This window comes from Pseudomonas sp. 22490 (genome assembly GCF_052044465.1).
GTDB lineage: Bacteria > Pseudomonadota > Gammaproteobacteria > Pseudomonadales > Pseudomonadaceae > Pseudomonas > Pseudomonas aeruginosa.
The window spans coordinates 38,763-51,284 of sequence record NZ_JBQENS010000004.1 but is presented as its reverse complement, the minus strand read 5'-3'; the positions used below and the strand labels follow the sequence as shown (position 1 = coordinate 51,284).

Sequence of the window (12,522 nt, the reverse complement as noted above, 5' to 3'; positions counted from 1 at the left end):
TTTTTATCGATAAATGTGACTTACCACCTGCGGCATGATGTCTAAGGCTCGTCCTGTCATTTTCACATCGACCCGCTCGCTGAGGTCGGTCACGCCAGGATTCACCTCCGCGGTGAAGCCTCCCGCCTGCCGCGTGCGCAGCACCGGTTCGACGATATAGGGGAAGCTCGCGGTGGTTCCCACCACCAGCACCGCATCGAAGCCTTTGCGCAATTCGCGGTACAGGGTATCGATCGCCTCTTCCGGCAACATTTCCTCGAACAGCACCACCGGCGGCCGCAGCACCCCACCGCAAGCGGCGCAGCGCGGCGGCAACTGGCCGTGCAGATGCTCCTCCAGGCCGCCGCTCTCGGCACCGCAGGACTGGCAGTAGAGCGGCGCCAGTTCGCCATGGATCTCGATCAGCCGCTCGGCCGGCGAGCCGGCCTGGCGATGGAAGCCGTCGATGTTCTGGGTCAGCACCCAGCATTCCGGCTTGTGCTTCTGCAACTCGGCGATGGCTTCGTGGCCGGCGTTGGGTCGGGCCGCCAGGCAAGCCTTGCCGAGTTCCGCGAGGTACTTCCAGCACAGCGCCGGATCGCGCCGCAGCATCGGTCCGGAAAGTGCCGCCTCGATCGGCAGGCCCTCTTCCGTGCGACCGTTGTAGAGACCGCCGAGGCCGCGATAGGTGGGCATACCGGAATCCGCGGAGAGGCCGGCGCCAGTGATGACCAGGATGCGTTCGGCGCGCCGCAGGGCCTGGGCGACGGTGGCGATCGGGCTGTGGCTGTCCATGGTTGGCTCCTGTCAGGCTGGCGGATCGAGGGAAGCCGGCAAGCCGAGCCGGCGCATGCGCCCGAGCAGGGTCGTGCGCGGAATCCGCAACCGGGCGGCGGCCCGGGAGAGATTGCCGCGCGCCTGGCGCAAGGCGTCTTCTATCAGGTTGCGCTCCTGTTGCGCCAGCGCCTCGCGCAGGCCTCCGACCGCCGCGCTGTTCATCGAGAGCGCGGCCTCGCCGCCCACGGCCTCGGCGCCGTCGTCGGCGAACGCCACCTCATCCAGCAGTGCGCCGCCCTCCCCGTGCAGCAACAGGCTGCGCCGGATCACGTTTTCCAGTTGCCGGACGTTGCCCGGCCAGTCGCAGGCCAGCAACTGCGCCAGCGCCCGCTCGCCAAGAGCGGTGACACGCGGGTTGAGGCTGCGCGCATCGCGACGGACGAACGCCCGTGCCAGCAGTTCCACATCGCCGGGGCGCTCGCGCAGCGGCGGGATGCACAGGCTGCCCACGTCCAGACGGTAGTACAGGTCCTCGCGCAGGCGTCCCTCGGCGATCGCCTGGCGCGGCGGCTGGTTGCTCGCCGCGATCAGGCGCACATCGGCCCGCTGCGGGCTCAGGCTGCCCAGAGGCAGGTAGCTGCCGTCCTGCAGGACCCGCAGCAGCTTGCTCTGCATGGCCATCGGCATGGAATTGATCTCGTCGAGGAACAAGCTGCCGCCCTGCGCCAGGGCGAACATGCCCTTGCGGTTCTCGGCGCCGGTGAAAGCGCCGCGGGTGGTGCCGAACAGGGTACTTTCCAGCAGCGTCTCGGGAATCGCTGCGCAGTTCAGGCTGATCATCGGACCGCTGCGTCGCGGGCTCAGGGCATGGGCGCGACGGGCGAACAGTTCCTTGCCGGTGCCGGTCTCGCCATGGATCAGCAGCGGCAGGTCGGTGGCGGCGAAAACGTCCAGGCGCTGCAACTGCCGCAGCAGGCTCGGCGCCACGCTCAGGATGTTCGGGCAATCCGCCAGGCCTGCGGCCTCTTCGGTCTCGGCGACGACTTCGCCGAGTTCCATCGCGCCGAGCAGGCAACCGTCGCGCCCGCGCAGCGGGATCGCTCGGTGGCGATACTGCAACAGCTCGCCGCCGGCCCCCACGTAGGCCTGCAGCGTATCGATCGACGGCCGCCCTTCGGCCAGGCAACGCAACAGAGTGCTTTGCTCGGCCGCCAGCCAGGGAGCGCTCTGCAACAGGTGCATGCCCAGCGCCCGCTGCGGGTCGAGACCATCGAGCAGGCCGCTGGCACGGTTGTAGTAGACGAAGCGACCGGAGGGGTCGACCACCGTGACCGGTTGCCGCAGGCCGTCGAAAATCGGCGCCAGGCAGTCCACCAACCAGGCCAGTTCACCGCTTCGCGTGGAAATCGTCGGCTCCTCGACAAGCGCCATGCTCTCCCCCTCGGTTTCCCGGATGTCGAAATCTCGTCAGTTGTCCCATCTTCGACGCAGCGCGACCGAGCATCCTTGGCGTGGATCAACCAAGCCCTCGGAAAACCAGGAAAATCCTCCGATTTATCAAGGATTTCCAAGGCAATTCCCGGGCGTTGGCTGGCGCGTGGCTTGCAACGACCTCGTCGTCCCCACACGAGGAAAATCGTCATGTTCAAGCACATCATCGCTCGCACGCCCGCCCGCAGCCTGGTCGACGGCCTGACCTCCAGCCACCTCGGCAAGCCGGACTACGCCAAGGCCCTGGAGCAGCACAACGCCTACATCCGCGCCTTGCAGACCTGCGACGTGGACATCACCCTGCTGCCGCCGGACGAACGCTTCCCCGACTCGGTGTTCGTCGAGGACCCGGTGCTCTGCACCTCGCGCTGCGCCATCATCACCCGCCCCGGCGCCGAATCGCGGCGCGGCGAGACCGAGATCATCGAGGAAACCGTGCAGCGCTTCTATCCGGGCAAGGTCGAGCGCATCGAGGCACCCGGCACGGTGGAAGCCGGCGACATCATGATGGTCGGCGACCACTTCTACATCGGCGAATCGGCCCGCACCAACGCCGAGGGCGCCCGGCAGATGATCGCGATCCTGGAGAAACATGGCCTCAGCGGCTCGGTGGTGCGCCTGGAAAAGGTCCTGCACCTGAAGACCGGGCTCGCCTACCTGGAACACAACAACCTGCTGGCCGCCGGCGAGTTCGTCAGCAAGCCGGAGTTCCAGGACTTCAACATCATCGAGATCCCCGAAGAGGAGTCCTACGCCGCCAACTGCATCTGGGTCAACGAAAGGGTGATCATGCCCGCCGGCTATCCCCGGACCCGCGAGAAGATCGCCCGCCTCGGCTACCGGGTGATCGAGGTGGACACCTCCGAATATCGCAAGATCGACGGCGGCGTCAGTTGCATGTCGCTGCGCTTCTGAACCATGCCGCGGCGGACCGACCCGCCGCCTCCCGCCGTCGCACCCCGGCGCAGGCTCCGCCTGCGCCTGGCGCGACATACCGGATGCAGTTTCGGAGGTGCCACATGGCCGATTCGGACAAGGGAAAACTGGGGCTGCCGGCGCTGACCGCGCTGGTGGTGGGCGGCATCATCGGCAGCGGCATCTTCAGCCTGCCGCAGAACATGGCCGAAGGCGCAGGCGCCGGCGCGATCCTGATCGCCTGGGCGATCACCTTCGTCGGCATGCTGACCCTGACGCGGATATTCCAGTGGCTGTCGACCACCCGCCCCGAACTGGACGACGGCGTCTACGGCTACGCCCGCGAAGGCTTCGGCGAATACCTGGGGTTCAATGCCGCCTGGGGCTACTGGATTTCCGCCTGGGTCGGCAACGCCGGCTACCTGGTGGTGCTGTTCAGCGCCCTCGGCTCGTTCGGCGCGCTGGCCTTCTTCGGCGACGGAACCACCTGGCCGGCGCTGCTCGGCGAATTGACGGTGCTCTGGCTGATGCATGCCTTCGTCCTCCACGGCGTGCACAACGCGGCGATCACCAACGCCATCGTGACCCTCGCCAAGGTGGTGCCGATCGCCCTGTTCATCCTCTGCGTAGCCCTGGCCTTCCGCATCGAGACCTTTCACCTGGACTTCTGGGGCAGCCCGGCCCTGGGCAGCGTCACCCGCCAGGTGGAAACCACCATGCTCTACACCGTCTGGGTATTCCTCGGCATCGAGAGCGCCACGGTCTATGCCAGCCACGCGCGGCACGCGGCCGATGTCAGCCGCGCAACCCTGCTCGGCTTCGTGGTCACCCTGCTGTTGCTGGTCTGCGTCTCGGTGCTGTCGCTGGGCGTGGTGCCGCAGCACGAACTGGCGCAGATGAAGAACCCCTCGATGGCCCAGGTGATGGCCGCGGCGGTGGGCCCCTGGGGCGCCACGCTGATCAACGTCGGGCTGATCGTCTCGGTCGGCGGCGCGCTGCTGGCCTGGACCATGCTCGCGGTGGAAATGCTCTACCTGGCCAGCCGTGGCCCAACGCACACCGCGCCGGCACTGTTCGGCCGCACCAATGCGGTGGAAACCCCGGCGCCGGCACTGTGGCTGACCAGCACGCTGATCTCTGCGCTGCTGCTGGTGGCCTTCCTCAACGCCTCGGGCTACAACGCGCTGATCCAGTTGGCCACCTCGATGGCGTTGATCCCCTACCTGCTCTGCGCCGGCTTCTGCCTGAAGCTGGTGGCGCGCCGCCCACACTCGGGCGCGATGCTGGCGCTGGCGCTGTTGGGGACGCTCTACGGGGTCTGGCTGATCTACGCCGCCGGGCTGAAATACCTGCTGCTGTCGATGATCCTCTACGCGCCAGGCCTGGGCTTCTTCCTGCATGCCCGTCGCCAGCGCGGCCTGCCGGCGTTCGGCAATCGCGCCGAAGGCAGCGTCGCGGCGCTGGTGCTGGTCCTCGCGCTGGCGGCGCTATGGATGATCGGCAGCGGTCGGCTGAGCCTCTAGCTCAATGATTGACCGTATGTGCCAGCATCACCGACAGCTGGCACAGCGGCCGGCCGCTCTCCTCGCGCCACTGGTTGAAGGCGGCCTGCACGGCAGCCAGGTCCTTGAGGCTGGTGGGCGGTTTGTCGATGATCTCCTGGGCCTTCAGCGCGGCGACCATGTCGTCGCTGGGAATGAAGGTGTCCTTGCCGGCCATCCGCAGGAAACGCGGCGCCGACAAGCCGCCGAGCTGGTTGCCGCGCTTGCTCACCAGCTTCCACAGGCCGACGATGTCGGTTTCCGGCCAATCCGCGAGGAAGTTGCCGAAGCTGCCATGTTCGCGGGCCAGGTCGAGCACCATCTGCGCATTGCGCGGCACGCTCTTGAGCTTGCCCAGGTGGCGGATCAGGCGGGCGTCCTGCATCAGCCGCTCGAGATGCTCGGCGCTCATGAGCACGACCTTCTGCGGATCGAAGCCGAAGAACACTTCCTCGAAGGCCGGCCACTTGGCGTCCACCAGGCTGTGCTTGAGGCCGGCGCGGAAGATCCGCAGGCTGATCAGCGACAGGTAGCGGTCGTCACCCACCGCGCGCAGCTCGGCGGCGCTCTTCGGCTGCGGCAGGCGCGCTTCCAGCGCCTCCCTGGAGCCGAAGCGGTTCAGGCAGTATTCGTACATCCAGGCGTAGTCGCGCATCGGGAATCCTTGCAGACCGGAGAGAAGAACTGACCCGCGGCGCGGCTCAGAGGTTCATCACGTCGAGGAAGCGCGGCGTGGCGTTCTCGTCGATGCGCAGGTTGGCGAAGTCGAACAGGTTGCGGTCGGCCAGTTGCGACGGCACCACGTTCTGCAGGGCGCGGAACATGATCTCGGTACGCCCCGGCGATTTGCGTTCCCATTCCAGCAGCATTTCCTTGACCACCTGGCGCTGCAGGTTCTCCTGCGAACCGCAGAGGTTGCAGGGGATGATCGGAAACTCCTTGAGCTGGGAATAGGCCTCGATGTCCTTCTCGCTGCAATAGGCCAGCGGCCGGATCACCACGTTGCGCCCGTCGTCGGCCAGCAGCTTCGGCGGCATGGCCTTCAGGGTTCCGCCGTAGAACATGTTGAGGAAGAAGGTCTCGAGGATGTCGTCGCGATGGTGACCGAGGGCCATCTTGGTCGCGCCGATCTCGTCGGCGAAGGTGTACAGCGTGCCACGGCGCAGGCGCGAGCACAGCGAGCAGGTGGTCTTGCCTTCCGGGATCTTCTCCTTGACCACCGAGTAGGTGTCCTTCTCGACGATGTGGTACTCGACGCCGATCGACTTCAGGTACTCCGGCAGGACATGCTCGGGAAAACCGGGCTGCTTCTGGTCCATGTTCACCGCGACGATCTCGAAGCGGATCGGCGCGACCTTCTGCAGGTAGAGCAGGATGTCGAGCATGGTGTAGCTGTCCTTGCCGCCGGACAGGCAGACCATGACCTTGTCGCCATCCTCGATCATGTTGAAGTCGGTGATGGCCTCGCCGGCCAGGCGGCGCAGGCGCTTCTGCAGTTTGTTCTGATTGACCGAAAGGGTGCCCATGGTGCTCTGGAATCCGGGTGTTCGAGGAGAAAAGCTGGCTATTTTACGCACAAAGCGACGCCGACCCCAGCCCCTCCCGACGCCCGATGCTAGTCTTGCCTCATGACTCCCGACCTCGACCACCGCCTCGACCTCGCCGGGCAGATCCTCTGCCTGCTGCGCGAGCATCCCGAGGGGCTTTCCGAATACCAGTTGATCCAGCTGCTGAAGGCCCGCCATTCGACGCATATCCCCCATCGCGAACTGGCCGACAAGCTGGTGCTGTTCCGCACCCATTTCCTCCTGTTCAACGCGCTCTACCACCTGCGCGACCACCTCTGGGCCGAGCGCGAGGCGCACCTGGAGATCAGCCCGCTGAGCCTGCGCCTGCATCCTTACGTGGATGGCACGCAGGCGCTGGAACAGGGCGATCCGCTGCGCGACTACTACCTCGACCTGCGTCACCTGGGGGAGACCAGCGAGGCCGACGTCGAGCGGCTGCTGCAGAGTTTCTGGACGCGCATGCAGGGCAGCGAGGAGAAGGCTGCCGCCCTCGCCCTGTTCGAGCTGGAGGGCGCGGTCGACTATCCCGCCATCAAGCTGCGCTACCGGCAACTGGTCAGCCAGCACCATCCCGACCGCGGCGGCAGCACTGCGCGCCTGCAATCGATCAACAAGGCGATGGAAATACTGCAACGCTATTACAGCCGGCCGTGAAGCTTCGATTTGCTCTAAACCCGCGAGCGACGCGGGCTCGGGCCGTTCCTATACTGCGACATAAGGTCGCATAGGTCGGCCGAGCACCGGGTGGCGCTGTCCATGCGCGCCCGGCGCTTCGCTGGGGGGCGACCACATAAGAACGAGGAGGAAACGGCATGATCCATCATGTATGGGGGCTCTTCACCCATCCCGATCAGGAATGGCAGGAAATCCGTGGCGAAGAAGAAAGCATCAGCCACATGTACCTGACCCACATCCTGATCCTGGCTGCCATTCCGGCGATTTCCGCCTATATCGGCACGACCCAGGTCGGCTGGGTGGTCGGCGGCGGCGATCCGGTCAAGTTGACCCAGGCCAGCGCGTTGCAGATGACGGTCCTCACCTACCTGGCGATGCTCGCCGGGGTGGCGGTGATGGGCGCGTTCATCCACTGGATGGCGCGGACCTACGACGCCAACCCGAGCCTGACCCAGTGCATCGTGTTCGCCGCCTACAACGCCACGCCGCTGTTCATCGCCGGGCTGGCGGCGCTGTATCCGCACCTCTGGCTGGGAATGATCGTCGGGGTGGCGGCGATCAGCTACACGGTCTACTTGCTCTACGTGGGGATTCCCACCTTCATGAACATCCACAAGGACGAAGGCTTCCTGTTCTCCAGCTCGGTGCTGGCGGTGGGCCTGGTGGTGCTGGTGGCGATGATCGCCCTGTCGGTGATCCTCTGGGGCAGCGGGGTCGGCCCGGAATACACCAGCTGACGTCCAGCGAACGCATCGTACGACCGGGCCGCGGGCAACCGCCGCCCGGTTTTTTCTTGCCCGCCGCCGCGCTTGCCTGATCCTGCACCCCGGACGAGCGGTCGTCCCGACGCCTGCGCCCGCCCTCCTGTCTCCGGCATAATCGCCCGCTGCTGGAGTCTTCCCGAATGCCCGAACACCTCAACGCCCGCGTCGAGGCCTGCTATCGGCAGGCCGAACACTTCTTCCAACGCAGCTTCCCCCGCCCGACCGTCAGCTTCCGCCTGCGCGGCCAGAAAGCCGGGGTCGCCCATCTCGACGAGAACCTGCTGCGCTTCAATCCCCAGCTGTACCGCGAGAACCGCGAGCACTTCCTGGAACAGACCGTGGCCCACGAAGTCGCGCACCTGATCGCGCACCAGTTGTTCGGCCCGCGCATCCGCCCCCACGGCGAGGAGTGGCAGTTGATCATGCGCGGCATCTACGGCCTGCCGCCGGACCGCTGCCACACCTACGCGGTCAAGCGCCGCGCCACCACCCGCTACCTGTACCGCTGCCATTGCCCGGAGCACAACGACTTCCCGTTCTCCCCGCAACGCCACACCCTGGTGGCCAAGGGGCGCCGCTACTACTGCCGGCGCTGCAAGGCGACCCTGGTGTTCACCGGCGAAGTGCTCCGCGAGTGATTCAGGCGATGGCCCCGGCCGCCTTCAGCTCGGCGATCCGTTCGGCGGAGTAGCCCAGGCCTTCGAGCACCGCCACGGTGTCGGCGCCGAGCGCCGTGCCGATGTGGCGAGGCGCCGGCAGGCCGGCGGAAAACTTGATCGGACAGGCCATCTGCGCCTGGCTGCCGCCGTCCGCCAGCGGCACCCGGGCGACCAGCCCGCGCGCCTGCAACTGCGGGTGTTCCAGCGCCTCGGAGAGCGGCAGCAGCGGCTCCACGCAGGCATCCAGGGCGGCGAACACCGCCTGCCATTCGGCGAAGTCGCGTTTCTCGAACTCCATCTCGATCTCGCGCTTCAGCGCCCGCTGCTCTTCCGGCTTCGGCGACAGGCCGCGGGCGGCCAGTTCCGGGCGGCCGATGGCGGCGCAGAACTGCTGCATGAACTGCGGTTCCAGGCTGCCTACCGAGAACCAGCGGCCATCGCGGGTGCGGTAGTAGTCGTAGAAGCTGCCGCCGTTCAGCGCCAGCGCCTCCATCTCCGGCTCGACCCCGGCCGCGAGATAGCCTGCACCGGCCATGCCGTTCAGGCTGAAGGCGCAGTCGGTCATGCTGATGTCGACGAACTGCCCCTCGCCGGTCTGCTGCCGGTGGATGACCGCCGCCAGCAGGCCCATCACGCCATGCAACGAACCACCGGCGAGGTCCGCCAGTTGCACCCCCAGCGGCAACGGGCCACGCTCGCGGCGCCCGGTGTAGCTGGCGACGCCGGCCAGCGCCAGGTAGTTGATGTCATGCCCGGCGCGCTCGCGGTACGGCCCGGTCTGGCCGTAGCCGGTGATGGCCACGTAGATCAGCCGCGGGTTCGCCGCCTTCAGCGCCTCGTAGCCGACGCCGAGCTTGTCCATCACCCCCGGACGGAACTGTTCGAGGACGATGTCGTATTCGCGTACCAGCTCCAGCACCACCTCGCGCGCGCCCTGCCGCTTCAGGTCGAGGCCGATGGAACGCTTGTTGCGGTTCAGGTAGGCATGGCTGGCCGAGGTGCCGTCGACGTGCGGCGGCAGCACCCGCACCAGGTCCATGCGCCCGGGCGACTCCACGCGCAGCACGTCCGCCCCCATGTCGGCCAGCAGCAGCGAGGCGAACGGCCCCGGCAACAGGGTCGAGAAATCCAGCACTTTCAACGATGACAACGGGCCTTTCATGCTCCCTCCTCTGGGTCGCCGGGCATTGGTCGGGATCGCCTGCCGAGCAGCCTATCCACCCGCCGCGCGGCGCGACATGGCCGTGGCGTCAGAGCTTCATGCCGCGGCTGATGATCTCTTTCATGATCTCCGAGGTACCGGCGAAGATCCGCTGGATGCGGGCGTTGGCGTACATCCTGCAGATCGGATACTCCCACATGTAGCCCCAGCCGCCATGCAGTTGCACGCCTTCGTCGACCACCTTGCCCAGCAGCTCGGTGGTGAACAGCTTGGCTTCGGCGGCGACCTCGGGGGACAGCTTCTTCTGGTTGTGGTCCATCACGCAGCGGTCGGTGAAGACCTGCGCCACGTCGATCTGGGTACGCATTTCGGCGAGCTTGAAGCGGGTGTTCTGGAAGTGCGCCACCGGCCGGCCGAAGGCCTGGCGCTCCTTCACGTAGTCGATGGTCGCCTGCAACGCCGCCTCGGCCCCGGCCACCGCGCCGCAGGCGTTGGTCAGGCGCTCCTGGGCGAGCATGTTCATCAGGTAGAAGAAGCCGCCCTTGGCGTCGCCCAGCAGGTTTTCCTTCGGCACCCGCACATTGTTGAAGAACAGCTCGGCGGTGTCCTGGCTCTTCATGCCGAGCTTCTTCAGGTTGCGCCCGCGCTCGAAGCCTTGCATGCCGCGCTCCACCAGGAACAGGCCCATGGCGTGCTTGTTCGCCGGATCGGTCTTCGCCGCGACGATCACCAGGTCGGCCAGCAGGCCGTTGGAGATGAACACCTTGGAGCCGTTGAGCAGCCAGTGGTCACCCTTGTCCACCGCGGTGCTGCGCATGCCGGCCAGGTCGGAGCCGGCGGACGGCTCGGTCATGGCCACGGCGAGGATGGTCTCGCCACGGACGATCCCCGGCAACAGGCGGGCCTTCTGCTCGGCGCTACCGTATTCGGCGATGTACGGCCCGCACAACGCCGAGTGCAGCGGGATCATGAAGCCCGGTTCGTTGATCCGCGCCAGCTCCTCGCACATGATCTGCTCGTAGCGGAAGTCCTTGAGCCCGGCGCCACCGTACTCCTCGTCCGCCCAGGGCAGCAGGAAGCCCATCTCCCCCGCCTTCCTCCAGACAGCGCGGTCGACCACCCCGGCCTCTTCCCAGGCGTCCTGGTGCGGCACCACCTCTTTGTCGAGAAAGGCGCGGAAGGCATCGCGGAACAGGTTGTGTTCGGTCTCGAAGATCTGCCGTTGCATGTACGGGGACTCCCTGCGGTCAGTGGTTCCGCAGGGTAGGCGGCGCCAGCCGGCGCCCTCAATGACGCGAGCGCTCAGGCTCGGTTGACCGAATCGGTCAGCTACCAGTCCATGCTCGCCGGCTGCACGCCCGGGTGGGACGGGAACAACGGCAGCACCTCCTCGGCCAGTTCCTGGATGACTTCCGCTGCCGGCCTGGCGGAGAACTGGATGCCCAGGGCGGCATGGTTGACGCCCGCCGCGCGCCATTCGCCGAGCAGCTCGATCAGGCCGTTGCGCCCGGTGCGCAGGACGTAGCCGCCGTGCAACGGCGTACGCGGATACGCCGGGTCGTCCACCAGGTCCAGCCATTCGTTGGTCATGTGCGGGCGGAACCCGCCGTCCGCGATGGACATCCTCCAGGCGCGGATCTTCCGGGCCAGGCGACGTGGTCCGGACGCATCGACAGTCGACTCCGGATAGGTCAGCCAGCCATCCGCCTGGCGTGCCAGCCAGTCCGCCGGCTGCCGCGCGGAGCCGGTGACGACCAGCGGGATGGCGCCGGCCGGCGGACGCGGCAACAGTTCGGCGTCGTCCAGCGTACCGAGCGGCGAGGCGACGTGCCGGCAGCCGTGCAGCAGTTGGCGCAGGTAGTCCAGGCCCTGGGCGAACCGCTCGCCGCGCTGCGCATGCTCCAACCCGTAGGCGGGGAACTCCACCGGCCGGTCGCCGGAGGCGAGGCCCAGCACCAGGCGTCCGCCGGACAACCGGTCGACGCTCGCCGCGGCCTTGGCCAGGTCGACCGGTTGGCGCAGGGCAAGCACCGCGCTGCCGGTGGCCAGGGCGATACGGCGGGTCCGCGCGGCCAGATAGCCAAGGTAGGTGAACGGGTCGAACACTTGTCCGGCATCGCCGAAGCGTGGGTCGAACAGCGGTACGTCGCGTACCCAGACGGCGGCGAATCCCAGTCGATCGATTTCTTCGACCAGCCGCGCCTGGCCCAGCAGCACCCGCATGTCGCCCTGGTAGAAACGCAACGGCAGGAACAGGCCCAGGGTCAGCGCGTCTGCGGCGAACATGCGCCGATAGCCAGGGTGCCCGACGAAGGCCGGCGCCGAGGCGCCTTGCAGCAGGGCGCTCATGGACCCACCGCCGGTTCCGGCAGGAGGATCCCGCGCTGCACCGCAGGCCGCAGGGCCATGCGCCGGTGCCAGTCGTCCAGGTGGCGATAATGGCTGAAGTCGAAGTCGACGATCCGCGCCGTATGGGTCCAGCCGAAGGTGGCGATATCGGCGATGGAGTATTGCTCACCGGCCAGCCAGGGCCGTCCGGCCAGGCGCTGGTCGAGGGTGGCGAAAACCTCCTCGGAGAGCCGCCGATAGCGTTCGATGGCCGGCGGGTACCGCTCTTCGGCGAAGATCTCGAAATGCACGCGCTGGCCGAGGATGGGCCCCATGCTGGAAGCATGGAAAGTCAGCCAGGTCAGGGCCTCCCAGCGTTCCCGGGGGGCGTCGGGAAGCAACCGCCCGCTGGTCTCCGCCAGGTACTGCAGGATCGCCGCCGACTCGAACAGGGTGATGCCGGCGGCCCGGTCTACCAGCACCGGTATCCGGCCATGTGGATTCAGGCGCAGGAATTCCGGGCGGCGTTGCTCGCCATGGTCGATGCGAACGTGGTGCAGTGCGTAGGGCAGCCCCAGTTCCTCGAGGGCGATGGTGATCTTGAATCCGTTGGGTGAACTGTCGCTGTAGAGCTGGAGGGAAGGCATGGCAAGTATCCTTGCA

General features: G+C 67.0%; 13 protein-coding genes. 5 read left to right on the top strand and 8 right to left on the bottom strand.

Annotated features, from left to right (window positions below; genetic code table 11):
* Nucleotides 1-3: 3 nt before the first annotated feature.
* Together ACTJJX_RS05705 and ddaR are read right to left on the bottom strand one after the other, a co-directional pair.
* On the bottom strand, nt 4-774 hold the full coding sequence (locus ACTJJX_RS05705) for an NAD-dependent deacylase (protein WP_003112457.1): 771 nt from the start codon (nt 772-774) through the stop codon (nt 4-6).
* A gap of 12 nt (nt 775-786) precedes the next feature.
* Complete coding sequence (gene ddaR, locus ACTJJX_RS05700; RefSeq protein ID WP_003112458.1) at nt 787-2,187, bottom strand: transcriptional regulator DdaR; 1,401 nt, start codon at nt 2,185-2,187, stop codon at nt 787-789.
* Nucleotides 2,188-2,397: 210 nt separating this feature from the next.
* Here ddaR and ddaH point away from each other — a divergent pair, with 210 nt between their 5' ends.
* The gene (ddaH, locus tag ACTJJX_RS05695) at nt 2,398-3,162 is read left to right on the top strand and encodes a dimethylargininase (RefSeq protein WP_003086612.1); all 765 of its coding nucleotides are present in this window, start codon (nt 2,398-2,400) and stop codon (nt 3,160-3,162) included.
* 104 nt (nt 3,163-3,266) lie between these two features.
* Entirely contained in the window at nt 3,267-4,685 is a 1,419-nt protein-coding gene (locus ACTJJX_RS05690; RefSeq protein WP_003082465.1) for a basic amino acid/polyamine antiporter, read from the top strand.
* 1 nt (nt 4,686) lies between these two features.
* Here ACTJJX_RS05690 and ACTJJX_RS05685 read toward each other — a convergent pair whose 3' ends face one another.
* Nucleotides 4,687-5,358 (bottom strand): DNA-3-methyladenine glycosylase I, encoded by a 672-nt coding sequence (locus ACTJJX_RS05685; RefSeq protein ID WP_016851874.1) that lies wholly within the window; start codon nt 5,356-5,358, stop codon nt 4,687-4,689.
* Between the two features lie 46 nt (nt 5,359-5,404).
* Entirely contained in the window at nt 5,405-6,229 is an 825-nt protein-coding gene (gene ttcA, locus ACTJJX_RS05680) for a tRNA 2-thiocytidine(32) synthetase TtcA (protein ID WP_003082462.1), read from the bottom strand.
* A 102-nt stretch (nt 6,230-6,331) separates the two neighbouring features.
* On the opposite strand from ttcA, the gene ACTJJX_RS05675 reads away from it, so the two are divergent.
* The 3 genes from ACTJJX_RS05675 (at nt 6,332) to ACTJJX_RS05665 (ending at nt 8,348) form a co-directional block, all read left to right on the top strand.
* Nucleotides 6,332-6,925: a DNA-J related domain-containing protein gene (locus ACTJJX_RS05675; RefSeq protein WP_003082458.1), complete on the top strand. Its 594-nt coding sequence runs from the start codon at nt 6,332-6,334 to the stop codon at nt 6,923-6,925.
* A gap of 158 nt (nt 6,926-7,083) precedes the next feature.
* Nucleotides 7,084-7,683: a Yip1 family protein gene (locus ACTJJX_RS05670; RefSeq protein WP_003082455.1), complete on the top strand. Its 600-nt coding sequence runs from the start codon at nt 7,084-7,086 to the stop codon at nt 7,681-7,683.
* A gap of 167 nt (nt 7,684-7,850) precedes the next feature.
* Nucleotides 7,851-8,348 (top strand): SprT family zinc-dependent metalloprotease, encoded by a 498-nt coding sequence (locus tag ACTJJX_RS05665; protein WP_003082453.1) that lies wholly within the window; start codon nt 7,851-7,853, stop codon nt 8,346-8,348.
* A 1-nt stretch (nt 8,349) separates the two neighbouring features.
* On the opposite strand, the gene ACTJJX_RS05660 is transcribed toward ACTJJX_RS05665, so the two are convergent.
* The 4 genes from ACTJJX_RS05660 to ACTJJX_RS05645 all read right to left on the bottom strand — a co-directional run bounded on the left by ACTJJX_RS05660 (nt 8,350) and on the right by ACTJJX_RS05645 (nt 12,506).
* Nucleotides 8,350-9,531 (bottom strand): CaiB/BaiF CoA transferase family protein, encoded by a 1,182-nt coding sequence (locus ACTJJX_RS05660; protein WP_003159803.1) that lies wholly within the window; start codon nt 9,529-9,531, stop codon nt 8,350-8,352.
* A gap of 88 nt (nt 9,532-9,619) precedes the next feature.
* Nucleotides 9,620-10,759, bottom strand: a complete 1,140-nt coding sequence (locus ACTJJX_RS05655) for an acyl-CoA dehydrogenase family protein (protein WP_003082447.1) — start codon at nt 10,757-10,759, stop codon at nt 9,620-9,622.
* Between the two features lie 101 nt (nt 10,760-10,860).
* Nucleotides 10,861-11,880: an LLM class oxidoreductase gene (locus tag ACTJJX_RS05650; RefSeq protein ID WP_003145421.1), complete on the bottom strand. Its 1,020-nt coding sequence runs from the start codon at nt 11,878-11,880 to the stop codon at nt 10,861-10,863.
* Nucleotides 11,877-12,506 (bottom strand): glutathione S-transferase family protein, encoded by a 630-nt coding sequence (locus ACTJJX_RS05645; protein ID WP_003112463.1) that lies wholly within the window; start codon nt 12,504-12,506, stop codon nt 11,877-11,879. Before ACTJJX_RS05645 ends, ACTJJX_RS05650 begins: the two co-directional genes overlap by 4 nt.
* Nucleotides 12,507-12,522 lie beyond the last annotated feature (16 nt).

What these genes read in the sequence shown, in the direction of transcription:
- ACTJJX_RS05705 (WP_003112457.1), bottom strand. Translation starts at nt 774, where the DNA reads ATGGACAGCCACAGCCCGATCGCCACCGTCGCCCAGGCCCTGCGGCGC.
- ddaR (WP_003112458.1), bottom strand. Translation starts at nt 2,187, where the DNA reads ATGGCGCTTGTCGAGGAGCCGACGATTTCCACGCGAAGCGGTGAACTG.
- ddaH (WP_003086612.1), top strand. Translation starts at nt 2,398, where the DNA reads ATGTTCAAGCACATCATCGCTCGCACGCCCGCCCGCAGCCTGGTCGAC.
- ACTJJX_RS05690 (WP_003082465.1), top strand. Translation starts at nt 3,267, where the DNA reads ATGGCCGATTCGGACAAGGGAAAACTGGGGCTGCCGGCGCTGACCGCG.
- ACTJJX_RS05685 (WP_016851874.1), bottom strand. Translation starts at nt 5,358, where the DNA reads ATGCGCGACTACGCCTGGATGTACGAATACTGCCTGAACCGCTTCGGC.
- ttcA (WP_003082462.1), bottom strand. Translation starts at nt 6,229, where the DNA reads ATGGGCACCCTTTCGGTCAATCAGAACAAACTGCAGAAGCGCCTGCGC.
- ACTJJX_RS05675 (WP_003082458.1), top strand. Translation starts at nt 6,332, where the DNA reads ATGACTCCCGACCTCGACCACCGCCTCGACCTCGCCGGGCAGATCCTC.
- ACTJJX_RS05670 (WP_003082455.1), top strand. Translation starts at nt 7,084, where the DNA reads ATGATCCATCATGTATGGGGGCTCTTCACCCATCCCGATCAGGAATGG.
- ACTJJX_RS05665 (WP_003082453.1), top strand. Translation starts at nt 7,851, where the DNA reads ATGCCCGAACACCTCAACGCCCGCGTCGAGGCCTGCTATCGGCAGGCC.
- ACTJJX_RS05660 (WP_003159803.1), bottom strand. Translation starts at nt 9,531, where the DNA reads ATGAAAGGCCCGTTGTCATCGTTGAAAGTGCTGGATTTCTCGACCCTG.
- ACTJJX_RS05655 (WP_003082447.1), bottom strand. Translation starts at nt 10,759, where the DNA reads ATGCAACGGCAGATCTTCGAGACCGAACACAACCTGTTCCGCGATGCC.
- ACTJJX_RS05650 (WP_003145421.1), bottom strand. Translation starts at nt 11,880, where the DNA reads ATGAGCGCCCTGCTGCAAGGCGCCTCGGCGCCGGCCTTCGTCGGGCAC.
- ACTJJX_RS05645 (WP_003112463.1), bottom strand. Translation starts at nt 12,506, where the DNA reads ATGCCTTCCCTCCAGCTCTACAGCGACAGTTCACCCAACGGATTCAAG.